Origin of the sequence: Microbispora siamensis, assembly GCF_016863095.1 — a bacterium.
In the GTDB taxonomy this organism is placed as follows: Bacteria; Actinomycetota; Actinomycetes; order Streptosporangiales; family Streptosporangiaceae; genus Microbispora; species Microbispora siamensis.
In genome coordinates this window covers 128,168-153,174 of record NZ_BOOF01000024.1, presented here as the reverse complement: position 1 = coordinate 153,174, position 25,007 = coordinate 128,168, and the positions used below count along the sequence as shown (strand labels likewise).

General features: G+C 72.8%; 20 protein-coding genes. 5 read left to right on the top strand and 15 right to left on the bottom strand.

All coding sequences use genetic code 11. The annotated features are described in order from the left end of the window. Positions 1–24 precede the first annotated feature (24 nt). The 4 genes from Msi02_RS20820 to Msi02_RS20805 form a co-directional block, all read right to left on the bottom strand. Positions 25–1,179, bottom strand: coding sequence for an SIS domain-containing protein (locus Msi02_RS20820; RefSeq protein ID WP_204049873.1), 1,155 nt, complete (start codon positions 1,177–1,179; stop codon positions 25–27). Beyond that, the gene (locus Msi02_RS20815) at positions 1,176–1,349 is read right to left on the bottom strand and encodes a Trm112 family protein (RefSeq protein ID WP_204049872.1); all 174 of its coding nucleotides are present in this window, start codon (positions 1,347–1,349) and stop codon (positions 1,176–1,178) included. Before Msi02_RS20815 ends, Msi02_RS20820 begins: the two co-directional genes overlap by 4 nt. 4 nt (positions 1,350–1,353) lie before the next feature. After that, positions 1,354–2,709 (bottom strand): phosphomannomutase/phosphoglucomutase, encoded by a 1,356-nt coding sequence (locus tag Msi02_RS20810; RefSeq protein WP_204049871.1) that lies wholly within the window; start codon positions 2,707–2,709, stop codon positions 1,354–1,356. A 118-nt stretch (positions 2,710–2,827) separates the two neighbouring features. Then, complete coding sequence (locus tag Msi02_RS20805; RefSeq protein WP_030509365.1) at positions 2,828–3,193, bottom strand: DUF3499 domain-containing protein; 366 nt, start codon at positions 3,191–3,193, stop codon at positions 2,828–2,830. Positions 3,194–3,359: 166 nt separating this feature from the next. Between Msi02_RS20805 and Msi02_RS20800 the strand changes: the two genes are divergently transcribed. Beyond that, entirely contained in the window at positions 3,360–3,827 is a 468-nt protein-coding gene (locus Msi02_RS20800; protein WP_079313295.1) for a metallopeptidase family protein, read from the top strand. 30 nt (positions 3,828–3,857) lie between these two features. On the opposite strand, the gene Msi02_RS20795 is transcribed toward Msi02_RS20800, so the two are convergent. From Msi02_RS20795 to Msi02_RS20780, 4 genes are all read right to left on the bottom strand, one after another. Beyond that, on the bottom strand, positions 3,858–5,312 hold the full coding sequence (locus Msi02_RS20795; RefSeq protein ID WP_204049870.1) for a DUF5719 family protein: 1,455 nt from the start codon (positions 5,310–5,312) through the stop codon (positions 3,858–3,860). After that, on the bottom strand, positions 5,309–8,161 hold the full coding sequence (locus Msi02_RS20790; protein WP_204049869.1) for a glycosyltransferase family 2 protein: 2,853 nt from the start codon (positions 8,159–8,161) through the stop codon (positions 5,309–5,311). Before Msi02_RS20790 ends, Msi02_RS20795 begins: the two co-directional genes overlap by 4 nt. Positions 8,162–8,333: 172 nt before the next feature. After that, positions 8,334–8,591, bottom strand: a complete 258-nt coding sequence (locus Msi02_RS20785) for a WhiB family transcriptional regulator (protein WP_079313297.1) — start codon at positions 8,589–8,591, stop codon at positions 8,334–8,336. Between the two features lie 192 nt (positions 8,592–8,783). Beyond that, on the bottom strand, positions 8,784–10,766 hold the full coding sequence (locus Msi02_RS20780) for a hypothetical protein (protein ID WP_204049868.1): 1,983 nt from the start codon (positions 10,764–10,766) through the stop codon (positions 8,784–8,786). A 172-nt stretch (positions 10,767–10,938) separates the two neighbouring features. Here Msi02_RS20780 and cofD point away from each other — a divergent pair, with 172 nt between their 5' ends. Continuing rightward, positions 10,939–11,877: a 2-phospho-L-lactate transferase gene (gene cofD / locus Msi02_RS20775; RefSeq protein WP_204049867.1), complete on the top strand. Its 939-nt coding sequence runs from the start codon at positions 10,939–10,941 to the stop codon at positions 11,875–11,877. Positions 11,878–11,908: 31 nt separating this feature from the next. Next, the gene (locus Msi02_RS20770) at positions 11,909–13,192 is read left to right on the top strand and encodes a coenzyme F420-0:L-glutamate ligase (RefSeq protein ID WP_239108570.1); all 1,284 of its coding nucleotides are present in this window, start codon (positions 11,909–11,911) and stop codon (positions 13,190–13,192) included. A 20-nt stretch (positions 13,193–13,212) separates the two neighbouring features. Here Msi02_RS20770 and Msi02_RS20765 read toward each other — a convergent pair whose 3' ends face one another. After that, on the bottom strand, positions 13,213–14,964 hold the full coding sequence (locus Msi02_RS20765; protein WP_204049865.1) for a substrate-binding domain-containing protein: 1,752 nt from the start codon (positions 14,962–14,964) through the stop codon (positions 13,213–13,215). Between the two features lie 113 nt (positions 14,965–15,077). Next, complete coding sequence (locus tag Msi02_RS20760; RefSeq protein WP_204049864.1) at positions 15,078–17,708, bottom strand: bifunctional FO biosynthesis protein CofGH; 2,631 nt, start codon at positions 17,706–17,708, stop codon at positions 15,078–15,080. A gap of 156 nt (positions 17,709–17,864) precedes the next feature. Here Msi02_RS20760 and Msi02_RS20755 point away from each other — a divergent pair, with 156 nt between their 5' ends. Further along, positions 17,865–18,290, top strand: a complete 426-nt coding sequence (locus Msi02_RS20755; RefSeq protein WP_204049863.1) for a hypothetical protein — start codon at positions 17,865–17,867, stop codon at positions 18,288–18,290. Here Msi02_RS20755 and Msi02_RS20750 read toward each other — a convergent pair. Then, entirely contained in the window at positions 18,275–19,246 is a 972-nt protein-coding gene (locus Msi02_RS20750; protein WP_204049862.1) for a DNA-3-methyladenine glycosylase family protein, read from the bottom strand. The genes Msi02_RS20755 and Msi02_RS20750 overlap by 16 nt on opposite strands. A 1-nt stretch (position 19,247) precedes the next feature. After that, positions 19,248–20,351, bottom strand: coding sequence for a mannose-1-phosphate guanylyltransferase (gene manB / locus Msi02_RS20745; protein WP_239108569.1), 1,104 nt, complete (start codon positions 20,349–20,351; stop codon positions 19,248–19,250). Between the two features lie 471 nt (positions 20,352–20,822). On the opposite strand from manB, the gene Msi02_RS20740 reads away from it, so the two are divergent. Further along, positions 20,823–21,629: an SAM-dependent methyltransferase gene (locus Msi02_RS20740; RefSeq protein WP_204049861.1), complete on the top strand. Its 807-nt coding sequence runs from the start codon at positions 20,823–20,825 to the stop codon at positions 21,627–21,629. Between the two features lie 101 nt (positions 21,630–21,730). Here the strand turns inward: Msi02_RS20740 and Msi02_RS20735 are convergent, their stop codons facing one another. From Msi02_RS20735 to Msi02_RS20725, 3 genes are all read right to left on the bottom strand, one after another. Beyond that, positions 21,731–22,858 (bottom strand): glycosyltransferase family 4 protein, encoded by a 1,128-nt coding sequence (locus Msi02_RS20735; RefSeq protein ID WP_239108568.1) that lies wholly within the window; start codon positions 22,856–22,858, stop codon positions 21,731–21,733. Positions 22,859–23,089: 231 nt separating this feature from the next. After that, positions 23,090–24,016, bottom strand: a complete 927-nt coding sequence (locus Msi02_RS20730) for a lysylphosphatidylglycerol synthase transmembrane domain-containing protein (RefSeq protein ID WP_204049860.1) — start codon at positions 24,014–24,016, stop codon at positions 23,090–23,092. After that, a complete protein-coding gene (locus tag Msi02_RS20725) occupies positions 24,013–24,867 on the bottom strand; it encodes a class I SAM-dependent methyltransferase (RefSeq protein WP_204049859.1) in 855 nt (284 codons plus the stop codon). Before Msi02_RS20725 ends, Msi02_RS20730 begins: the two co-directional genes overlap by 4 nt. Between the last annotated feature and the right edge of the window lie 140 nt (positions 24,868–25,007).

Genomic DNA, 25,007 nt, shown 5'->3' with positions numbered 1-25,007 from the left:
CGAGGCGATCCTATTGGGAAATCCCTATTGGGAAATCCTGGCCTGGAGCTCCGTCGCCGCCGCGGCGGACGCCGGATCCATCCCGTACCCGAGAGCGAGGTAGACACTCGCGTAGTCGCACAGGCCGACCAGGGCGGCGAACCGGTCCAGCGGGTGCACGCCCTCGGCCAGGATCTCGGACACCGGAACCCCCCGGTCCTCGGCCAGCCGTACGGCGGCCGTGCGGGACCTGGTCACCTGCGGGTGCTCCTCCACGTCGCGCAGCAGCAGCAGGCGCAGGCGCGCGCCCTCCCCCGGCTCGTCGGCGAACGGGTCGGCGAAGATGTCCCGCCCGGCGAGGGGGCCGTCGAACGTCACGATCTGGTTGTGGGCGGCCTCGGGCAGCTCCCCCCAGACCGCCGGGTAGCCCGCGTCCTCGCTCAGCCGGCCGGCCAGGCGGTGGGCCGCCACCGCGGCGAGCGGCGAGGTGCCCCAGATGACCGGAAGCGTCCCGGCCAGTTCCATCGCCAGCGTCTTGCCGGGGTTGATGAACGACTCGCTCGACGGGCGGCACCGATGGGCCAGGTCCTCCAGCCGCTTGGCCACCGACTCGAACTCGCTCTCTCCGGCCGAGACCAGCCCGAGCGCGGCCGCCGCCAGGATCGGCGGCACCATGAGCGACCACAGCGTGGCCCTCGGCTGCCCGGCCACCCCGGTCGCCCCGCCCACCGGCACGTACGGCCCGCCCGCCCGCTCGACCAGGGCCGACAGCGGCGTGTCGGGCGTGCCCACGCCGACGAGCGCGCACCCGCGCCGTACGGCCTCGGCGGTCACGGCGACGGTCTCCTCGGTCCTGCCGGAGCGGGAGACCGCGATGACGAGATCGGCGGCGCCGACCCAGCCGGGCAGCCGGTGGCCGCGCACCGTCACCACCGGGACCGGGGCGCCGTAGCGGCACAGCGCCTCGAGCACGTCGCCCACGAGAGCGGAGGCGCCCATGCCCGCCACGACGATCGCGCGGGGGCGGCCGTCCCGGCCGACCCGCGCCACGCCGTTCTCCACCGCCGACCGGTACGCCGCCCGCACCTGGGCGGCCGACGACGCGACGGAGCGGAGCATGCCGGAGGGGTCGCCCTCCACCAGGTATGCCTGGTCGTCGAGCCGGTCGGGCTCGAACCGGGCCCCTCCGGCACCGCTCATGCCTTGCGGGCCTCGTCGACGAGGAGGACCGGGATGTCGTCACGCACCGGATAGACCAGCCCGCACGACTCCGAGGTGCAGGCCAGCTCGTCCGCGTCCGGCACGGCGCGGAGCGGGGACTTGCACGCCGGGCAGGCGAGGATCTCCAGCAGCCAGTCGTCGATCTTCAACTCGTCAGCTCCTTACCACGGCGAGCACTTCGTCGCGGACCGCGGCGACCTTCTCCTCGTCGCCGGCCTCCGCGTTGAGCCGGAGCAGCGGCTCGGTGTTGGACGGACGCAGGTTGAACCACCAGTCCGGACCGCTGACGGTGAGTCCGTCCAGCTCGTCGAAGGTAACACCCTCCCGGCCCGCGAAGGTCTCGCGTACCCGGGCCAGGGCGCCGGCCTGGTCCTCGACCCTGCTGTTGATCTCCCCGGACGCGGCGTAGCGCGAGTACTGGGCCAGCACCTCCGACAGCGGCCGGTCCTGCTCGCCCAGCGCGGCGAGCACGTGCAGTGCGGCCAGCATGCCCGAGTCGGCGAACCAGAAGTCGCGGAAGTAGTAGTGGGCCGAGTGCTCGCCGCCGAAGACGGCGCCGGTGCGGGCCATCTCCGCCTTGATGAACGAGTGGCCGACCCGGGTGCGAACGGGCTTGCCGCCGTGCTCGCCGACGATCTCCGGCACGCCCTTGGAGGTGATCAGATTGTGGATGATCGTGGCGCCGGGGTTCTTGGCCAGCTCCCGCACCGCGACCAGCGCCGTGATCGTGGACGGCGAGACCGACTCGCCCCGCTCGTCGATGACCCAGCACCGGTCGGCGTCGCCGTCGAAGGCGATGCCGATGTCCGCCCCCTGCGAGACGACCGCCTTCTGCAGGTCGCGCAGGTTCTCCGGCTCGATCGGGTTGGCCTCGTGGTTGGGGAAGCTGCCGTCGAGCTCGAAGTAGAGCGGGGTCAGCTCGATCGGCAGGCCCTTGAAGACCTCCGGGACCGTGTAGCCGCCCATGCCGTTTCCGGCGTCCACGACCACCTTCAGCGGCCGGATGCCCGACAGGTCGACCAGCGTCTTGAGGTGGGCGGCGTAGCCTTCCAGCAGGTTCCGCTCGGTCACCGTGCCCTTGCCGGGGTCGCCGCCCAATCCCGCGTCGAGCAGTTCGGCCGCGCGGTCGCGGATCTGCAACAGGCCGGTGTCGGTGCCCACCGGCACGGCCCCCGCCCGGCACATCTTCATGCCGTTGTACTTGGCCGGGTTGTGGCTCGCGGTGAACATGACGCCCGGCAGGTCGAGGCTGCCGCTGGCGTAGTAGAGCATGTCGGTCGAGCCGAGCCCGGCGTTGATCACGTCGGCGCCCCGGGAGGTGGCCCCGCGCGCGAACGCCGCGGCCAGCGGGCCGGACGAGGTGCGCATGTCGTGCGCCATCACCACCGAGGACGCGCCGGTCAACTCGACGAAGGCCGCCCCGACGGCCTGTGCGATCTCCTCGTCGAGTTCGTCCGGCACCACGCCGCGCACGTCGTACGCCTTGAAGATCCTGCTGAGGTCGGCCACTGCACGCCCCTAAAAGTCGTTAAGTCTTCGCACCTGAGCCTATAGCGCCTGATTGCCCACACAATGAGCCCTCCAACGCGCCGCGTGCGGTCTCATCGCGGGGTGTCATGGCGGGGTGTCATCGCTCCCTGTTGGGCTGGGCGGACTTGAGCACCCGCAGATGACCTCGGCGGCCCACCTCGACCGCCTGGCCGACGGGTTCGCCGGCGGCGGGAGCGGGGCGCGCGGCCTCGCGGACCGCGTTCGCCAGGGCCTCCAGGTCGTCCCCGCTCGGGGCGACGGACTCGGACGGGAGTCGCACGACCTCCCATCCCCTGGGCGCGGTGAGCCGTTCCGCGTGCTCCGCGCACAGGTCGTAACAGTGTGGCTCGACGTACGTCGCCAGGGGGCCGAGTACGGCGGTCGAGTCGGCGTAGACATACGTGAGTGTGAAGACGGCAGGCTGCCTGCAGGCGGTACGGGAACAGCTGCGGACGGGGCTCACGGAGGGACCGTATCCGGTCCGCGTTCACATTGCCACCACCCCGCCGCTCTTATTGAACGTGTCGCCACAATTCAGCGATCTCTGAAGTCGACATGACGTTGATGGGCAAAGCGGACACGACCCGCCGGACCCACCGCACCGGCGGGACGGGCTTTAAGCTGACTGCGTGAGCGATCGGAGCGGTGACAGGCCGGATCGAGGGCGGCGGGTGCGCCGGCGTGACCGGCACGGCCGCGGCATGCGCGGCCCCCTCGCGCCCTCGCACGTGCCCATCGCCAAGTCCCGCGGCGAGCGGTTCGACGACCTGGTGCTCGACGCGGTCGACCGGCTCAAGCCGCGGTGGGGCACCCAGCTCGCGTCGGTCGAGTTCGCGGTCGAGGAGGTGCCGCCGGCCGCGGAGCTGGTGGACGGGCCCGCCCGGCTGTCCTCGGACCCGATCCCGCTGGGACGGGCGGAGTCGGCCTCGGGGGACGAGCCTGCCTCCGTCGTGCTCTACCGCCGCCCGCTGGAGGCCCGCGCCCGCGACCGCGACCAGCTCGGCACGCTGGTCCTGGACGTGGTCGTCGAGCAGGTGGCCAGCCTGCTCGGCCTCACGCCGGAGACGATCGACCCCGGCTACGACGACCGGCACTGACGACCGGCTCCTACGACCGGCACTGGGGCCCTACGGCAGCACGGCGCCCGGCGAGTCGACGGTCGGGGGCACCAGCGCCCAGGTCCTGGCCATGGCCAGCGGCTGCGCGGTCACCAGCTGGCCGTCCTTGGCCGTCTCGTCGAGAGCGCGCCCGCCGTACACGGGCCCCGAGCCCGGCATCGGCCGTACGACCACGCTGAAGCCGCCCTTGCTTCCCTTCGGCGGCGCGAGCCTGAGCTCCTTGGTGCGGCCGGCGGGCAGCTTCACCTCGACCGGGGCCGGCGCCGCACCCTTCGAGGGCACCAGCCTGACCTCCACGGTGGCCGCGGCGAAGGGCGCCGACAGCACCAGCCAGGAGGTCTGCTTGCCTTCCGCCCGGCCGTCCGCGACGACGCTGCCGAGGTCGACGGAGGCGGCGCCGGCCGTGAAGGCGACGTCCTGCCTGGTCCCCGTTCCGGTGATCTTCAGGCCCGCCACGATCGGGACGTCGGACTCCAGCACCAGCGCGGCCGGCTGCCCGCCGATCCCGGTGGACAGGTCGAGCGAGGCCGCCGATCCGGCCGGCACCTCGATCGTCTCCTTGTTCTTCAGCGCGTAGGAGCCGTCCTCCAGCGCGGCCCTGATTCGCACGACCGTGTCCCGGTCCCCCGGCGTGGCGACGTACAGCTCCCGCTGCCCGGCGGTGCCGGGGATGCCGGGGACGACGACCCGGGTGGCGGGGGCGGTGGCGACGGGCAGCCAGTCGACGCCCCTGCCCTCGCCCAGCACGGCCTTCACCGCGGCGGCGACCCGGCCGCTGCGGGTGCTCACCTGGAGGGCCATGATCAGCGGGGAGGGCGCGAGGTCGCGCAGCCTGATCACGCGGTGCTGGCCGGGCTTGACGACGACGCCGTTGCCGCGCTCGCTCAGCACGGGGCCTTCCCCCGAATAGACCATGAACGAGACGTTGGCCGGGGCCGAGTCGGGGTTGGCGAGGTAGAGCGTCATCTCCGCCGCGGCGGGCCCGGGCCCGACGAACCAGCTCTCGGCGCCCGGCTCGACGCAGCGCACCCCGGCGAGCCCCCGCTGGGCGCCCGACGTCTCCCTGGCGGTCTGGGCGCTCTCCAGCCCGGCGGCCATAGAACCGGTGGCGTCGACCACAAGAGGGCCGCCCCCGGGGGCGATCTCGCGCTGCCACAGCAGGCCCGGCCGGTCGATCACGTCGGCCTTGCCGCCGCTCTTCTCCTCCGGAGCCTTGATCGCCGACAGGGTGGCGCTCCCCTGCCCCCGGTTCTGCTGCTGATCGGCGGGAGTGACCACGCTCACCCGGCTGCCGGACGGCGCGGGGCACACGGCGGTCACCGACTCCACCGGCGCCTTTACGGCCTGCGGGCGCACCTGCGCGGCCGGCGCGGGCCGGCTGACGAAGGCCACGCCGTACAACGCGCCCAGCGCGACCAGCACCAGGGCGAGCAGGCCGAAGCGGTTCTCGATCAGTCTCCTCACGCGGGCACCCGATCTTCCTTTGCTCGGCGGCGGCCCCGCGGCCCCTCCTCGGCGGGCGCGTCGGCGTAGTCGCCCTCCGGCTCCTTCGTACGGGCCCCGGGTGAGGCCAGGATCAGCACGAGCACGAGCAGCGCGCCCTGGGCCCACAGCCAGCCCCGATGCAGCGCGCCCGCGGTCGCCGGGCGCGGGGGCACCGTCACCTGGCCGGCCACGCGCCACAGCCCGCCCGTCTCCGAGAGGCTCACCCTGACCAGGGCGGGCTGCGAGTCGAGCGCCCGTTGCAGGGCGGGGTCGACCCGGCCCGGCACCGTCACGAAGCGGACCCCGGACGACGCGAGCGTCTGGACGTACGTGCTGCCCCGGCCCGAGGCGAGCCCGGCGACCGCGGTCGTGAACCGGTCGGTCGCCTCCCGGGGCGATTCGAGGTCGGACTCGCCGATCAGCGGGCCCCGGCCGCGCATCAGCGTGTAGCCCACCACGCCGTCCCTGGGACGCAGCAGGAGCGTGCCCTCGCCGGGCTCCGACTGGAGTTCGGCGAGCACCGGCACCGGGTCGCTCAGGTCGCCGCGCAGCGGGTCGTCCGCGCCTCTGGCCACCCACAGCGCGGCGGCGGCGAGCGGGGTCGCGAAGGCGACCACGACGATCAGCATCGCGCCCAGGCGGCGCAGCCCGCCCGCGGCGCGGAACTCCGCGATCCGGTGCGCCTGGTGTCCCGCGGCCACCAGCAGGCCCGTCGCGGCGAACGCCAGCGGCACCCCCGGCCACGCCGCGTCGTTGATCCGGCTGACCACGATCGCCACCAGCAGCCCGAAGAGCATGACGCCCCAGCCGATGGCGACGATCATCTGGTGACGCCGCAGCAGCAACGCGGCCAGCGCGACCGCGATCAGGCCCGCCGTCGCCCATACGGGCGGCACCCCCGGCCCGCCGGGACTCAGCATGAGCAGGGATTCGGCGCCGAGGCGGGGGGCGGTGAGGCGCCCGTCATGGAGGCCGGACTCGAGCAGGATGCGGCCCGGCTCTCTGACGATCTGGACCAGCCACGGGAACAGCAGGACGACCGGGGTGCCGAGGCCGATCACGAGCGACCGCCTGACGCCCCTGCGGATGCCGCCGAACGACACCGCGGCGAGCCCGCCGAGGATCGCCACCAGCACGTACACGAGGGGGACGAAGGCCGTGCCCACGGTCAGGAGCAGGCCGAAGCCCCAGGCAGCCCTCCGCGACCCGGCGATCACCCGTGTGGCGAGCGCCGCGTAGACGGGCAGCAGCACGATCACGATCGCGGTGCCGAGCCGCCCGCCCGCCACCGCGCCCGTCGCGACCGGCAGCAGGGCGTAGGTGGCGGCCAGCCAGACCCGCGCGGGCGTGTACGAGATCATCCGCTTGGTCGCCGCGTACGCCGAGATCCCGGCCAGCGGCACACAGCCGAGCAGCACCACGGCCACGGCCAGCCATGTCTTGCCCAGCGCGACCGCCGACAGCCCGGCCAGCACGGCGACGTACGGCGGGGCCCAGGTCTGCGAGCCGAGCCCGGCGGCGTGGTGGTCCTCGATGTAGAGCCGCCACAGGTCGGACGCGCCCCCGGTGACCGGCACCAGAGCGCCACCGCCCAGATGCCCGTCGGAGGACAGCAGCCCCGGCAGCAGCGTCCTTTCGGCCGCCAACGTGAGCACCACAAGGATCAGGCAGAGCACCACGCCGGGGCTGCTGAAGACGCGCTGGACGCCGCCCGCGTCGGTCAGCAGTTCGTCGCCGTCGTCCTCTTGGGCGCGGTCCGCGGCCGCGTGGTGGCGGCCCGCCGAGTCCACCGGACCGGCTCCGGCGAGGAAGCCCTGCACCATGTCGGTCAGCCGCCGCAGCGCGGCGCCTGGCGGGGTGAGCTTGCGCCGGATCGCGGGCCAGCCCTGCTTCCTGCCGTTCTTCCTGGCCTTGCGGGCCCGCCGCAGGCGCAGGGGGTGGCCGATGACCGAGCCGAGCGCGGCCAGTTCGTCGAGGGCGTTGGCCGGCTGCTTGGCCAGCAGGAACAGCAGGGCCCGCAGCATGGACGCGAGGACGTTGCGCAGCACCGATCGCACGAGCGCGCCGAACGGCAGGTTCGCCATCAGGACGAACAGGCCGTTGCGCCGGTCGAGCCTGCGCGGATGCTCCTCGCTGGTGGCGATCCTGCGGCGCCGTCGCGCCGACGCCTCGGCGTGCCAGGCCACCGCGTCGCTCACGTTCAGCACGCGATGTCCGGCCGTACGGGCCCGCCAGCACAGGTCGAGGTCGTCGCGGAACAGCGGCAGCGCGGTGTCGAGGCCGGACAGTTCGTCCCAGACGTCCCTGCGGATGAGCATGCCGGCCGTGGACACCGACAGGACGTCGGCGATCCCGTCGTGCTGGCCTTGGTCGTACTCCCTCGGCTCCAGGCCGGTGTCGCGCCGTCCCGACCTGCTGACGGTCACGCCCATCTCCAGCAGCACCCGCCGGTCGAGCCAGTCGCGCAGCTTCGGACCGAGGATGGCGGCCTTGGGGTCCTGCTCGGCGGCCCACAGCAGGGCCTGCAGCGCCTGCGTGTCGGGCGCGCAGTCGTCGTGGAGCAGCCAGACCCATTCCTGGCCGGGCGCGGGCGGCAGCCGCCGCAGCACCTCGTGGACGGCCTCGCCGAATCCGGTGGACCGGGGCAGGGTCAGCACGTTGCCCGAGCCGAAGGCCTCGGTCAGCAGCTTCGCGCTGCCGTCACGGCTGCCGTTGTCGACGCCGACGACACGGTCGAGAGGCCGGGTCTGGCGCAGCACCGCCGCCAGCGTCTCCTTGAGCCAGCGGGCGCCGTCGTGGGCGACGACGATCGCGGTCACCGAGTGCACGTCGAGTCCTAGGGGGGTCGTACGGCTGAGCGCCGACCACGATACGGCAACCCGGACTCACCCGATCACATCCAGGCGAAACAGGATGTCAGCAGCAACCCAGACATGAGTGCGGGGCCGCGCGGCGAGCGCACGGCCCCGTCGACGTCGTCCTCAGGGACACGACCCGGACCTAGACGGCCTGGCGCTTGATCTTGCGCCTTTCCCGCTCGGACAGGCCGCCCCAGATGCCGAAACGCTCATCATGCTGAAGCGCGTATTCAAGGCACTCCGCGCGTACCTCACACGAACGGCACACCTTCTTGGCTTCCCTGGTGGAACCGCCCTTTTCAGGAAAGAACGCTTCGGGGTCGGTTTGCGCACACAAAGCGCGCTCCTGCCACCCAAGATCTTCACCATCGAGCGCCTGTGCCATGACCAGATCGGTCATTGCACACCTCCCTGTCGCTCGCCCGCCCACATGGAGCCCCCCATAAAAACGCCTGCCCTATACCCACCCTTGGGAAGGCGTAACAACATGTCTGTAATTACACGCGCGTGGCGCGTGTGGCGTCAAGCGGCATAACGATACCCGGGGAAAGACCTGCTCGCCCCGGTTCGTACGCCCCGATCTACGGTCCTATCAGCGTTCGGAACCATACCAAGGGAGGTCGGGGTCGGTTCTGCGGCCTGCCTGATCAGGGGCGGAACCTTCCTCATACTTTGCCTGCGACCGGTCCGGGGTGTAGATGGCCGTCGGGTCGAGCGGCTCCTCCCTGCGCAGCGGGTCGCTGAGCGGGTCTCCGTGGTAGGCGGAGGGGTCGAAGCGGACCGTCTGGTCGGCGGGGCCGGGCGCCGGGGGCTGGAACGGCGCGGGCTCGGACTGGGGGTGGCCGAGCGGGTTGTCGTAGTACTCCGGCATGTCCTGCGGGCCGGTGGGGTGGTCCGGCAGGGCGCCCTTCTGGTAGCTCTGCGCCTGCTGGTAGGCCTGCGCGAGCTGCTGCTCCCTCGGGTCGGCCGGGCCCTCGTACGCGGGGGGAGCGTCGAAGGCCGGGCCACCGGCGGCGTGGTCGGCCGCCTGGCGGGCGAACGCCTGGCCGGAGTAGCCGGAGAACGGCGACCCCTGGCCGTACGCCTGTTCCTGCTCGTACGGCCTGGCCTCGGGGGCGGGGCTCGGGCTGTAAGAGGAGGGCTGGCCGTAACCGCCGGGGGCGTTGTCGGGCGCGGCGGGGGGAGCGCTCGGGAACTGCCCGTAGCCACCGGAGTCCGTCTGCTGGCCCGCGTAGCCGTACTGGTCGAACACCGGGCCCTGCGGCGGCGGGGAGTAGTCGGGCCGCTGGGGGGCCGGCGCCTCGGGCTGCGCGCCGTACCCGCCGTAGTCGGGGTAGTGCGCGCCGGTCTGGACGTCCTGCAGCGACGGCCGGGGCTGCTGCTGCGCCTGTCCGTGGCCGGGGCCCTGAGCGGGAGCCGAGGCGGGAGCCGGGGTGCCGGGCTGCCCGAACGGCGGGGGCTGCGGGGCGGTCGGGGCGGGGTTGTAGGAGGGCTGCGGCTCGTATTCCTGGCCGTAGACGTCCTGGGGCCGCTCCTGGCCGAAGGCCCCCTGGCCCCGCTCCTGGCCGTACTGGTCCTGCGCGTACTGGTCCTGGCCGTACTGGTCCTGCGCGTACTGCTGGTGCTCGGCGTACCGGTGCTCGGCGGGCGGCAGCTGGGGGTGGGCCGGCGCCGGCGCGCTCTGTCCGTACGCGGGCCCCTGCGGCTGGCCCTGCGGCTGGCTGTGGGGCTGACCCTGGGGCTGGCCCTGGTGGGGGGCGTCGTACTGGCCGGGGTGCGGGACGTTCTGCGGCGGGTTCTGCGGGCCGTTGTGCCGGCCCTGGTGGGGGGCGTCGTACTGACCGCCGGGGGCGGCGGCGTGCGGAGCGCCCTGGGGCACGTTCTGCGGGACGTTCTGCGGGTCGCCCGGGGTGGGGTGGCCGAACTGCTGCTGACCGGGCACAGGACCGGGGTTGGCGTGGGGGTTGTGGGCCGGCGCGCCCGCAGCCGCCGCGCCCGGAACCTCGCCGTACCCCTGCGGCCCCTGAGGACCTTGAGGGGCCTGGGGGCCTTGCGGGCCCTGCGGCAGCGCCGGAGCGTACGGCTGGGGCGGGTAGGCGTCCTCGCGCCTGCCGAAGTAGTCGGCCGCCGGTTCCCTGGCGGGCTGGAGCGCCGATGCCGTGCTCAGCGCGAACAGCGCGCCGAAGACGGCGAGGACGATCATCGGCAGGCCGGTGATCAGGTGTTCGAACCGGTCGCGGAACGTGGCCAGGTCGCCCACGAGCACGCCCAGCACAGCGATCACGCCGAAGACCATGCCGAGACCGAGCGACCCGGCCGCGCCGAGCGCCACGAGGCGGGCCCTGGGGGTGGGCGCGCCGGCCTTGGCGACGAGCAGCACGGCGCCGGCCGCGAGCGCGGTCGAGACCGGGGACACGAGGGAGTACAGGCTCGCCGCCGCGCGGATGCCGAACGTGCTGCTCAGCGAGGAGCCGATCAGCATGCGCGCGATGCTGACGAGGACGGTGGTGATCACCACCGCGAGCATCGTCCACGCGGCCGGCTCACGGAGCCGGCCGGTATCGACCTTGAGCACGACTACCCCCATCGGTCCAAACGGCACTCGGGGAAGTTTTGCACATGACTGACTTAAGCGTCGTCAGACCCAAGAACCTCACAAGCCGAACACACCCTACATATGGCTGTTCATCCCGGTTCCCGGGGTGGGTGTCGGCGATCCCGCGGGCGGCCGATGGAAGACTGGCGGCATGCGCATCGTGTCCCTCGCCGGAGGAATCGGCGGCGCCCGGTTCCTCCGAGGTCTCAAGGCGGCGGCCCCCGATTCCGAGATCACCGTGATCGGCAACACCGGCGACGACATCACCCTTTTCGGCCTGCGCGTGTGCCCTGACCTCGACACGGTCATGTACACGCTCGGCGGCGGCATCAACGAGGAACAAGGCTGGGGACGGGCCGATGAAACGTTCACGGTCAAGGAGGAGCTCGCCGCGTACGGCATGGAGCCCCAGTGGTTCGGCCTCGGCGATCGCGACTTCGCCACCCACATCATCCGCACCCAGATGCTGGCGGCCGGTTATCCGCTCTCGCAGGTGACCGAGGCCCTGTGCGACCGGTGGCGGCCCGGGGTGCGGCTGCTGCCGATGTCGGACGACCGCACCGAGACCCACGTGGTCGTCTCCGACGAGACCGGCAGGAGGGCCATCCACTTCCAGGAGTGGTGGGTGCGGCTGCGCGCCTCCGTGCCGGCCGAGCAGATCGTGCTCGTCGGCGCGGACGAGGCCCGTCCCGCGCCCGGCGTGCTCGACGCCATCGCGGCGGCGGACGTCGTCATCCTCCCGCCGTCGAACCCGGTCGTCAGCATCGGCACGATCCTCCAGATCCCGGGCATCCGGGCGGCCCTGGAGGACAAGACGGTCGTCGGCGTCTCCCCGATCATCGGCGGCGCGCCGGTGCGCGGCATGGCCGACGCCTGCCTGACGGCGATCGGCGTGGAGACGAGCGCCCAGGCGGTCCTGGAGCTGTACGGCTCCGCGCTGCTCGACGGCTGGCTCGTCGCCGAGGAGGACAAGGGCGTGGCGCTCGACGGCGTGGTGGTGGAGGCCCGCCCGCTCCTGATGAGCGACCCCGAGGCCACGCGGGACATCGCCGCCGCGGCCCTCGCACTGGCCCGATCCCTCAGGTCCTGAACCCATGCCGGAACAGATGTCAGAGGAGCACATGCCCCAGATCAGTGTCAGCGGCGTGCCCGGCCTGCCCGAGGTGCGGCCCGGCGACGACATCGCCCTGCTCGTGGCGCAGGCCGCGCCCGGCCTCCGGGACGGCGACATCCTGGTCGTGACCTCGAAGATCGTGAGCAAGGCCGAGGGCCGCATCCGCCAGGACGGCAGCCGTACGGCCGCGATCGAGGAGGAGACCGAGCGCGTGGTCGCGCGGCGCGGGGACACGATCATCGCGCAGACGCGGCACGGCTTCGTGATGGCCGCGGCCGGCGTCGACGCCTCCAACACCTCCCCCGGCACCGTGCTGCTGCTGCCCGAGGACCCGGACGCCTCGGCGGGCCGGATCCGCCGGGGGCTGCGCGAGCGGCTCGGCGTGCGGGTCGGGGTGATCGTGTCCGACACCTTCGGCCGGCCCTGGCGGCACGGCCTGACCGACGTCGCCATCGGCGCGGCCGGCGTGCGGCCGCTCGAGGACCTGCGCGGCGGCACCGACGGCTACGGCAACCCGCTCAACGCCACCGTCACGGCGCTGGTCGACGAGATCGCGGCGGCGGGCGACCTGGCGAAGGGCAAGCTGTCCGGCGTTCCGGTGGCCGTCGTCCGCGGGCTGGGCGACCTGGTGACCGACGAGGACGGCCCGGGCGGGCGGGTCCTCGTCCGCCCCGCCGACGAGGACATGTTCCGGTACGGCTCGGCCGACGTCGTCTTCGCCCGCCGCACGATCCGCGAGTTCTCCGCCGCCGAGGTCGATCCCGCGACCGTACGGCGGGCCGTGGCCGCCGCCGTCGCCGCGCCCGCCCCGCACCACACCACGCCGTGGCGGTTCGTGCTGCTGGAGACCCCGGGGGCGCGTGCGGAACTGCTCGACGCGATGCGGGACGCCTGGATCGAGGACCTGCGTTCCGACGGCTTCTCCGAGGAGTCGATCGCCCGGCGGATCCGGCGCGGCGACGTGCTGCGGAACGCGCCCTACCTGGCGGTGCCGTGCCTGGTGATGGACGGCTCGCACACCTACAGGGACGAGCGCAGGAACGCCGCCGAGCGGGAGATGTTCGTGGTGGCCACCGGCGCCGGCGTGCAGAACTTCCTGGTCCAGCTCGCCGTGCAGGGGCTGGGCTCGGCGTGGGTGTCGTCCACGATGTTCTGCCGCGACGTGGTCCGCAAGGTGCTCGACCTGCCGCAGAACTGGGACCCCATGGGCGCGGTGGCCATCGGCCATCCCGCCGCGCCACCGAAGGACCGGCCGCCGCGCGACCCGGCGGACTTCTACGTCACGAGGTGACCGTCACTTCTGGGTGCACGTCACTTCTGGGAGCACGTGGGGTGGCACAGCCGCCGGGCCAGCGCCGACAGGAACACGTCGATGATCTGGCCCGGCTCCTGCGCCACGTAGAGCTGCCCGTTGGTGGCCGAGACGATCTCGTCGAGTGCCGGCCGGTCGGCGGCCTTGCCGAACGCGACGATGATGATCTGCACCGGCCTGTCCGGGTCCCACTCCTTGCGCAGCCGGTCGACGAGCTCGCGCCGCGACACGCCCTTCCCGTCGTCCACACCCGCCGTCAGCACCAGCAGGGCGTTGCTCATCAGCGGGTCGTAGCCCTTCGACACCGACCGGAAGCCCGCGTCGATCGCGTCGTACAGCGAGCCGCTCCGGTCGCCGAACGCCTTGATGCCGTCGGCCACCCGGAACAGGGCGGTCTTCCGGATCTCCTCCTGACCGTCGTCGGGCTTGGTGATCGGGCCGAGGCCGATCAGCTCGCGGTGGTCCGCGCCGCCCTTCAGGTCGCGGGCGAACTCCCACAGGCCCATGTGGGTCTCGTTCGGGAACAGCTGCAGGCCGAGCTTGGCCGCCTCGACCGCGACGTCCAGCCGGGTCTTCCCGCCCGTTTTGATCGGCTCCGCGTTCTCCTTCGACACGTCGGCCAGCACCAGGATCCGGCTCGGCGGGGCCAGCCTGCTCCACGCCTCCAGCGCCTCGTCGATCACCTCGGCCGTGATCGACGGCCGCGGGCGGGGCAGCTCGGTCGAGATGCCCGCACCGCTGTCGAACGGCGGCTGCCCGTCGGCGCCGCGGAACCCCGCCTTCCGTACGGCCTCCTGCGTGGCCGCCGACCGCAGCCACGCCGCGAACAGCCGCGAGGCCGCCGCCCGGTCGGGGTCCGCGGCCGTCACGACGTACGGGTAGTCGAGGTTGATCGTGCCCTCCTTGGGCTGGAGGGCGACCACGGGCTCGGCGCCGCTCGCGCGGTTGTGCGCCCACACCGACTGCTCCGGGACGATCACCACGGGACGTGACCAGAAGCCGGGGGCGTCCACCGCGCCGAGCATGCTGCGATAGTCGGGGGCCGACCCCGCCTGCGCCATGCGCACGAACGCCGTGAGGTCGCGGTCGGCCTTCTCGCCCGTGCCGACGATGTCGCGGGCCGCCGCGACGGTCGCGATCCCCGCTCCTGACACCGACGGGTCGGGGATGCGCACGATGTCGGGTTCGTGCTCGGTGGGCTGGAGGCGTCCCCGCACCGTGGCGGGGAAGACCATGTCCCAGCTCATGGCCGTCCCCCCGGCGGCGAACCGCTCGGCGAGCGAGCGCCGGGTGGCGAAGACCAGCGGGGAGGTCGCGACGACGGTCTCGTCGGCGGCGATGTCCTGCCCGCCCTGCTTGCGGGCGAGTCGCACCCACACGGAGGAGTCGGCGATCCAGCCGTCCGGGCGGTCGGGCAGGACGCCGGCCCGGTCGCCGATCAGCGTGCGGAGCACCGGCGCCGGAGGCTGCTCGGCCACCTGGACCTGGACGCACCGCCCCTCCACGCCCGCGCCCGAGGCGTTGAACCGCCCGGCCGCGTCCATCACGGGCGGCGCGACGTCCACGGCCGCCGCGACGCTCACGAGGATCGGATCCCGGGCGGAACACGTTCCCGTCGAGCGCGTGAGGAAGAGGACGGCCCCCGCCGCGACGATCGCCGCGGCCGTCAGGACCGCGACCACGCCCTTCCACCTGGCCTGCCTGCGGCGCCGCTCGACGGTGAAGGCGGCGCGGTGACGACCGGACGGCACGGTGCGGGTCCTTCCCAGTTCTCATGACCGGTGCAGCGGCATTGTGATTTTGCCCACCCACCCCGCATGCGGCGCAAGAGCGAAATAGAACTTGTTATATACAGCGCGTCCAATTACTCCTGACGAGCGATGGGCGAGACCGTGAGCAGCGGCCTGCGGACCGACTGGCACACCCCGTCGCTGCGCCGGGCCGCCTCGGCCCGCTCCTCGCTCGGCCGGCCGTACGACGTGGTGCGCTGGCGCAGCGGGCGGCCGGTCGGCGCGACCATGGCCGCGATCTCGCTGATCGTCTTGTAGGAGCCGTTCTCCGAGCCGGCCATCCGGCTGATCGTCTCCTCCATGAGCGTGCCGCCGAGGTCGTTCACGCCTCCGGCGAGCACGTCCCGGCACAGGTCGTCGCGCAGCTTCACCCAGGAGCACTGGATGTTGCGGATCGCGCCGTGCAGCATGATCCGCGCCAGCGCGTGGACGGCCCGGTTCTCCCGTACGGTCGGCCCCGGCCGGGCGATCCCCGCCAGGTAGATCGGGGCGCTGTGGTGCACGAACGGCAGCAGCACGAACTCGCTGAACCCGCCGGTCTCCTCCTGGATCGACCGGATCAGCCGGATGTGACGCACCCAGTGCTCGTGGGTGTCCACGTGGCCGTACATCATGGTCGAGGTCGTCGGGATGCCGACCCGGTGGGCGGTGGTGATCACCTCGATCCACTCCCGGGCGGGCAGCTTGCCCTTGGTCAGCACCCACCGCACGTCGTCGTCGAGGATCTCGGCCGCCGTGCCGGGCAGCGAGTCGACCCCCGCCTCCCGCGCCGCCTGCAGCCACTCCTCGACCGACAGGTTCGTACGGCTCGCGCCGTTGACGACCTCCATCGGTGAGAACGCGTGAACGTGGATCTCGGGGCAGCGTTCCTTCACGGCCCGGGCGATGTCGAAGTAGGCCGTGCCGGGCAGGTCGGGGTGGATGCCGCCCTGCATGCACACCTCGGTCGCCCCGGCCTCCCACGCCTCCTGCGCCCGGTCGGCCACCTCGCTCAGCGAGAGGGTGTAGGCGTCGGCGTCGGTGCGCCGCTGGGCGAACGCGCAGAAGCGGCAGCCGGTGTAGCAGACGTTGGTGAAGTTGATGTTCCGGTTGACGACGTAGGTGACGTCGTCGCCGACCGCCTCGCGGCGCAGCCCGTCGGCGATCCGGCACAGTTCGTCCAGGCCCGCGTCGTCGGCGCCCGCCCCCGACTGGTCCCCGGCGAGGTCGAGCAGCGTCAGCGCCTGCTCGTCGGTCAGCCGCGCCGGGTCCGCCTCGGCCTGCCGCAGCGCCTCCCGCACGTCCGCCCTGACGGCGTGGCTCCGGGCGCCCGGCAGGCGTTCGCGCAGGGCGTCCCAGTCGCCGTACACGCTGTCGAAGTCGGCGCGGCGGTCGCCCGTGCGGCCCTCGGCGTCGACGGCGGTGTGCAGGTCGGCCCGTCCGCCGGTGACGAGCCCGCCGAGCCCGCCGTCGGGCTCCTGCCAGGGACGCCCCTGAAGCACGGCGTCCTCCCGCGCGAGCCCGGTGGCGGGGTCGGCCAGCGCCGCGACGTGCTCGGTGAGCCGGGGATCGAGCCACGGCTCCCCCGCGAGCACATACTCGGGATAGATCGTGAGGCGCTCGCGCAGCGTGAACCCGGCGGCGGAGGTGCGCGCCGCCAGGTCGTCGATCTGCGGCCACGGGCGCTCGGGGTTGACGTGGTCGGGCGTGAGCGGGGAGACCCCGCCCCAGTCGTCGATGCCCGCCCGCAGCATCAGCGCGTACTCCTGGCCGATGAGGTTGGGCGGCGCCTGCACGCGGACCTTCGGGCCGAGCACCAGCCGCGTCACCGCGATCGTCGCGGCCAGTTCGTGCAGGTCGGCGTCAGGCATGCCGCGCATCGCCGTATCGGGCTTGGCGCGGAAGTTCTGGACGATGACCTCCTGGATGCCGCCGTACTCCCTGGCCACCCGACGGATCGCGAAGATCGACTCGGCCCGCTCCTCGATCGTCTCGCCGATGCCGATCAGCAGGCCCGTCGTGAACGGCACGCTGGAGCGGCCGGCGTCCTCCAGCACACGCAGCCGTACGTCCGGGTCCTTGTCGGGAGAGCCGTAGTGGGCCGCGCCCTTCTCGGTGAACAGCCGCCGTGAGGTGGTCTCCAGCATCATGCCCATCGAGGGCGCGACCGGCTTGAGCCGCTGCAGGTCCTTCCAGGTCAGCACGCCGGGGTTGAGGTGGGGCAGCAACCCGGTCTCCTCCAGCACCCGGATGGCCATCGCCCGGACATACGACAGCGTGTCGTCGTACCCGTGGGCGTCGAGCCACTCGCGCGCCTGGTGCCACCGGTCCTCCGGCCGGTCGCCGAGCGTGAACAGCGCCTCCTTGCAGCCCATCGCCGCGCCCTGGCGGGCGATCTCCAGCACCTCGTCGGGGGACAGGAAGGCGCTCGGCAGCTTGTGCGGGGCGGTGGCGAATGTGCAGTAGCCGCACCGGTCCCGGCACAGCCGGGTCAGCGGGATGAACACCTTGCGGCTGTAGGTGATGACGCCGGGCCGTCCGGCGGCCTCCAGTCCCGCGTCCCTGACCCGTGAGGCGTGCGCGAGCAGGGCGTCCAGGTCGTCGCCGCGGGCGCGCAGCAGGATCGCCGCCTCGGCGAGATCGAGGGTCTTGCCGTCCCTGGCCCGCGCGAGTGCCCGGCGGGTGCCGCTGTCGGAGCTGACGTTCGGGGATCGCTTCGCCGTCATACGCCGCACCCTATGAGGCGTGGGTCCGTCCGGCGCACTCAGCCCCCGGCCGCACGTACGGGAGAAGTCATGGTGTACGCCCTCCGGGGAGTTTGCGGCCGGAGGGTATGAGCTTCGGAGCGGAATCGACGAACGGGTGGGTAATTGATGGCCGTTATGGGGGTGGATGGCGCGTTTTGTCTAGCCTCGGGGGTCCGGTCGCTGGCCGTCGCGACGCTCGTCATCGGGTTGTCGGCACTGCTCGCGGGTGAGGCGTTCGCGGCGCCGTACGCCGGGCACGGCGGCGGATCGGGCAAGGGACACGCCAAGCAGGTCACGGACGGCCGCAACACGGCCAACGCGCCCACGATCGCCAGCGCCCCCCGGCAGGTGTCCACGGGCAGGCGCAACGTGAACGCCCCCGCCGGCAACAACGGCGTCGCGGTCACCGGCCTCCAGCAGGAGACGAGCGTCAGCGTCTTCACCAACACCCTCAGCGGCAGGTGCCACGCGGGGGTCGAGCACTGCGGGATCAACCAGGACCTGAAGACGCGCGAGGCCGGTGGGGCTCGGCACACCGGGCGCGGTCAGAAGGCCCGGTAGTCGCGCGGGGCCATGCGCGGGCCGCGTGCCGGCGGCCTGACGCCGCTGAGCTCGATCAGCCTGACCACACGGTGGCGGTGCCCCCGGAACGGCTCGAGCAGGTCGAGCATGCCGTCGTCGTCGGTCTTCCGCCCGGTCAGCGCGTAGCCGACGATTCCCGGCAGGTGGAAGTCGCCCACGCTCGGGGCGTCCGGGTCGCCGTGGGCCCGCTGGCGCACCTCGGCGGAGGTCCACACGCCGATCCCCGGCAGCGCCCGCAGCAGGCGGTCCGCCTCCGCCGACGCCTCCGTGGTGCGCTCCAGCTTCTCGGCGTGCCGGGCCGCGTTGACGATCGTCCTGGCCCGTACGGCCTCCGCTCCGGCCCGGTGCCAGTCCCACGACGGGATCGCCCGCCACACCTCGGGCGGCGGGATCACGTACATGCCCTCGGGGGCCGGGCCGGGGGCCGGCTCGCCGTACCGGCGCATCAGGAACCGCCAGGCCCGCCACGCCTCCCTGCCGACCACCTTCTGCTCCAGCACGGCGGGCGCGAGCGCCTCGAAGACCCGCAGGGAACGCCCGATCCGCAGCCCGGCGGCACGGTCGGCCAGGCCCGCGACGAACGCGGCGGCGCGGGCCTGCCGGATATCGCCCGAGCGGGTGAGCCGCGCGAGCATCGCGGCGAAGCCGGCCACGTCGTCGTCGGCGCCCAGCAGAGAGGGAAGCGTCTCCAGCAGCCACTCCGCCCCCGGCCCCCACGCCTGCCCGAGGACCTCGCCGTGGCTCGCCGTCACGCGCAGGGTGCCGGACCCCTCGGGAGTGCGCGAGGTGCGCCAGATCGCCCCGTCCGGAGTACGCCGCCAGGCCGGGTCGCCTCCCCCGCGCCGGTGCGGCGACAGCGTCAGCGCGACGTCGAACGGCGCGGACGGCCGCCAGCGCCGCTCGCTTCGCCGCCCGGTGGAAGCCGTACGGATCATTTCAGACGTCGCTGGAGAAGCGGACCGCGCACTCGGGCAGATTTACCCCCGGCCAGACGCGCATACCGGAGGTCAGCTCGTTGCCGGGGCCGATGAGCGCGCCGTCGCCGACCACGACCTCACGCAGCACGGCGCCGGAGGCGACGCGGGCGCCGATGCCGACGACCGAGTCCACGACGGTCGCGCCGGACGCCACGTGGCAGCCCTCGGACAGCACGCTGCCGCGTACGTTCGCGCCTGCCTCGACCGTGGCCCGGGCGCCGACGACCGTGCCACCGGTGACCTTGGCCTCGGGCGACACGACGGCCCCGTGCAGGAGGAGGCTCTCGCCCACCGGTCCCGGCAGCGCGGGCGAGTCAAGCTTGCCCAGCACCAGGTCGGCCGAGCCCTGCACGAACGCCGCCGGGGTGCCCACGTCCAGCCAGTACGACGTGTCGGCGTAGCCGAGCACCAGTTCACCGGCCGCGATCAGCCCGGGGAAGGTCTCCCGCTCCACCGACACCACCTGGCCCTCGGGGATCGTGTCGATGACCGAGCGCTGGAACACGTAGCAGCCGGCGTTGATCCGGTTCGTCACGGGATTGGGCGTCTTCTCCAGGAAGGCGCTGACCCGGCCGTCGTCGTCGGTCGGCACGCAGCCGAACCTCGACGGGTCGTCCACCTCCGTGAGATGGAGGGTCACCGCAGCCCCCCGTGAAACGTGCAGGTCCACCTGCGCCGCGATGTCGTGGCCCGAGAGGATGTCGCCGTTAAGCACGAGCACCGGCGCCTCGGGCGGGCAGGTCAGCGCCCGCGCCGCGTTGCGGATCGCGCCGCCGGTGCCGAGCGGCGTGTCCTCGGTCATGTAGACGATCTCCAGCCCGAAGCCCGACCCGTCGCCGAACGCCTCGCCGAACATCGAGGCCCGGTAGGACGTCGCGAAGACCACCCGGCGCACCCCGTACGCCCGTGCCTTGGCCAGTTGGTGCGCGAGGAAGGGCACCCCCGCCGTCGGAAGCAGCGGCTTGGGCGTGCTGAGCGTCAGCGGTCGCAGACGCGTGCCCTGGCCGCCCACGAGAAGGATCGCCTCAAGACCGTCCGGCGACCGCACAGAACTCTCCCTCACAGCCGCGAGGGTAGCCTAGCCGGGCCCTCCGCATGGCTCGCCGTCGCCGACCGTTGTGCGGACGTTTCAAGACAGGCGCGGAATCTCCGTTCAGGGACCCGGAACCGGGCGATGCGCGGGGCTGAATTCACCTCAACATGAGCAATGAAAACGGACACCCGAATCGGCACAGGATTGCCCGCCTCCTCCGCCGGTTGCACGGCGGCCGAACCTACAACCAAGGTCGGCAGCTACGACGACGCCAACCGCGCCCGCCTCCACCACTGTGAAAGGTGCGAAGAGGGGCGCCACCCGGCTGCGCGCCGGCGGTTGCGCCGTCCTGCGGCGGCACCAGGCGGCGTCGCAGCGCGGTATCACGAACTGGAGAAATAGCCCAATTTACGACGGTTTCCCATCGCGCGGTGCGTTGATCGTTTAGATTGGGGGGTCGCGCGTCAGACAGCGTCCCGTGGTGTCGGTTAGGAGGATTTGATGAATGAGGAGCCTTCGAGGGATCAGATATCGGCGCGTATCAACACCTCCGTTCCGCATTCGGCCCGCGTTTGGGACTACTGGCTGGGCGGCAAGGACAACTTCGCCCCCGACCGCGCGGTGGGGAACGAGATCGTGAAGGTCATGCCGGACCTACCGGTCAACGCGCGGGCCGAACGGGAGTTCATCGGCCGCGTCGTGCGCCATCTGGCCGGCGAGGCCGGGATCGACCAGTTCCTGGACGTGGGCACCGGCATCCCTACGGCCGACAACACCCACGAGGTGGCGCAGCGCGTCAACCCCAGGGCGCGCATCGTCTATGTGGACAACGATCCCATCGTGCTGGTTCACGCTCACGCGCTGCTGCGCAGCACGCCCGAGGGAGCCACCGATTACCTCGACGCCGACCTGCGCGAACCCGCGCCCATCCTGCGGCAGGCCGCGCGGACGCTGGATTTCTCTCGCCCGATCGCGTTGATGCTCATGGGCGTGCTGGAGTTCGTGCCCGACACCGATCAGGCGCACAGGGCGGTGAGCACGCTGCTGGGGGCGCTGCCCCCGGGCAGCTACCTGGCGATCGCGCACAGCGTTCGCAGCCCCTCGATGGACGAGGCCGCCGCCAAATGGAACGCCAGCAACGCCAGCCCCCTCACTCTGCGCACGCCGAAGGAACTGGAGGAGTTCTTCGACGGGCTGGAGTTTCTGCCGCCGGGGTTGGTGTCATTGCCGAAGTGGCGGCCCGAAGCCGCCACGAGCTTCCGTGACCGCGAGGTGTACCAGTACGGCGGCGTGGGCCGCAAACCGTAGGCCGCCCGCGAGGCACACCACCGGCAGGCACCCCAGTTGGGGGAGGTGGCACCCGACATCGACGCGGTGCGCCGGCGACTCGGCCTGTGCCGTTCGCCTCTTCAGCCTTCGGCGGCCCGTTGGTAGGCGACGAGGTGGGCCTCGGCGGAGTGCCGCCAGGTGAACTCGCGTGATCGGGTGACCCCCGCCTCCGCCAGCGACTCGCGCCGTTCCGGCGACTCCAGCAGGGCACGCAGCGCCCGCGCGATGCTGTCGGCGTCGGGCTCGGTGTAGGCCACGGCGTCGCCGCCCACCTCGGGCAGCGAGGCACGGTGGGTGGTCAGCACGGGCGCACCGCAGGCCATCGCCTCCAGCACCGGCAGCCCGAACCCCTCGCATCGCGACGGGGAGGCGACCACGAGCGCCCCTCCGAGGAAGCCCGGCAGGTCGGCGAAGGGCAGGAAGCCGGGACGCACGACCTTCACCCGGGGCGGCAGCGCGGCGACGGCGGCGTCGACCTCCTCGTCCCAGGCCGGGCCGCCCGCCAGCACCAGCGCGGGCGGCGAGGACAGGTGGGCGACCGCCCGGCCGAACCCCGTCACCAGGTTCGGCACGTTCTTGCGCGGCTCAAGCGCGCCCAGATAGGCGACGTACGGCCGTCCGTGCAGGCCGATGCGCCCGGCCACCCGGCGCACGTCCTCGGGCGCCGGCGGGTGGAACAACGTGGGGTCCACTCCGTGATAGGCCACGTCGATCCGGGTGGGGTCGGCGTCCAGCACCCGGACCAGCTCGTCCATGGTGGCCTTCGAGGGCACGATCACCCGGTTGGCGTGGCGTACGGCGGTGCGGGTGGCCGACCGGAAGAACGAGGCCCTGGCGGGATCGTGCTGGTCGGGGTCGGTGAACGAGGTGACGTCGTGGACGGTGGCCACCGTGGGCAGGCCCGAGCCCAGCGGGATCGAGTAGTAGGGGGCGTGGATCACCTGGGCGCCGGCGTGCCGGGCCAGGACCGGCAGCCCGGTCTGCTCCCAGGCCAGCCGCTTGTTCCGGTTGGTTATCGCGGGCGGTCCGGAGAGGATCCGCGCCGAGGGGGCCAGGGCGGCGTACCGCTCGGCGTCCGCACGCTGGCAGACCACCGCGATGTCCGCGCCCGCCTCGTGCAGGGCCGCGACCAGTCCATCGACATACCTGATCAGGGCGCCGCGATCGGCGGGGACCGCGGCGGCGTCGACGAGCACCCGGGGTGTCAAGTGAATCGCTCCCCTCACTGGGCCCGCACCGGCCGGGAGGATCACTCCCCGCCCAGGGCGGTCCCGCTGGTTCCGGCGGTGTTCCGGCAGGGGCCAGGGGCCCCGCGCCACGAACTGACGCCTTCCCCCGCATCCCTCCCTGTCACTCTATTTCCGGCGTCCCCCGAAACGTGAGTGATATCACATGAGGATCATCTTTCGGGGTGGACGACCCGCGCCGATTCCACTGATTCAGGCGCGGGCTACGGGTTCCTCCCGCGTACGGACCGCGCGCCGGGAGGCCAGACCAGCGACGCCGGCGCACACCAGGTCGCCGACGGACACGATGAGCCGGGAGCACAGCGCGGCGGCGATGGCGGCGGGCCGGTCGAGCACAGGGGCGAGCGCGGCCACCATCGCGACCTCCCGCACCCCGGCGCCTGCCGGGGCGATCACGAACACGAACCCCAGGCACCAGGCGAGCGCGAAGGCGCCGAAGCTCAGGATCACGGCCGAGGGCCCGCCCGCCCCCAGGCCGTGCACGATCAGCGCCAGGTGCACGCCGTACGCCGCCCAGCCCGCCAGGGCCCACCCGCACGCGACGAGCACGCCGCGCCGGGTGAGCGGCCGTTCGAGCGGCGGGCGGCGCAGTGTGCGCAGCCCGAACGCGATGACGCCGTTGACCACCTTCGGATGCAGGGCGGCGGCGACCACGGGCACGAGCAGCAGCAGCCAGGCGTATCTCACGACCGACTGCCCGGCGAGCACCGGCAGCGTGACGACGGCCACCAGCAGGCCGGTGCCGAGGTAGATCGGGTAGGTCAGGAAGAAGGCGGCCGCGCTGCGCGGCCGGGGGATGCCGTGGTCGCGGCCCATCTCCATCTGCGCGAGCATCGGCCACACCGACCCGGGGATGTACTTGCCGAGCTGGCCCACAAAGAAGATCTTGGACGCGTCGGTGAACGCCAGCGGGGAACCCAGGTCGGTCAGCAGCGCCCGCCACATGAGCATCCCCGACAGCAGCGCGCCGAGCACCGCCACCAGCGAGCCGGCGAGCTCCGCCCACGACAGCCGGGCGAATCCGTCAGCCACGGCGGTCCACTGGCTCGCCACCGCCCAGACGCCGAACCCTAGCGCCACGAGCAGGAACAGCGCGCGTACGGCCTTGCGGCGGTTCATCGGGACGTGCGGACCGGCTCGGGGGCCTGCGGGAGCGGCGCACCGAGGGGGCGGCGAGGTGTCTTGGTCGCGACCCACAGGTAGGTGGGGACGACCGGCAGCAGCGCCCGCAGGGCCGGGCGCGGGGTCCGCTCCAGCGTGGCCTTGGCGGCGCGGCCGACCGCGCCGGGGAACAGCTCGCCCCCGGCGAACCGCTCGGGCGCGGCCAGCACCGGGAACGTGTAGTCCCACACGTGGAAGTCCGCCAGCATCCGCCGCAGCCCGGGCCGGGTGCGGAAGCGCTCGTAGTAGTGATCGGCCCGGCCGAACGCCCGCACGTACCGGTCGGCCGCGGCGGGCGGCAGGTAGGACAGGAAGGGCAGCTTGTAGTGCGGCTCCATGACCCCGAGCCGGTTGCCCAGGCCCAGGTAGAGCACGCCGTCGTCGGACAGCACCCGGTGCATGTCGGCGATCACGGCGTCGGGGTCCACCACGTGCTCGTAGATGTGGTTGAAGACCAGCACGTCGATCGAGCCGTCCGGGAACGGCAGGCGGGAACCGTCTGCGCAGACGAATCCGACCCGCTCGCCGAACCGGTCGGACGCCTTGCGCAGGCCCGGGACGTCGATGTCGAGCCCGAGCGTGCGGCGCGCGCCCGCGGCGGCGAGCTCGTCGGCGATGAACCCGGCCGAGCACCCGACGTCGCCGACCGTCAGTCCCGACAGCGCCTCGCCGGGCTTGGCCGCGTCCCTGCCCAGGAAGTGCGCGAGCACGGCGATGATCTTCGCGGCCTTGCGCCGGCGCTTGTCCTCGTCGAGCATCGCGGCCTGGAACTCGGAGTATTCGAGCTGGGCCGCGCGTTCCGCGCTCACCCTCGTCCTCCGCTCACCCTCGTCTTCACGCTGCCCAACAGTACCCGTGCCCGTGCCGCCCCCGTCTCCCGATCAGCCGACCCTGTGGATAACCCGCGCGGCGAACCTACCGATCAGTAGCTTCAGGCTTTACTCTGGGG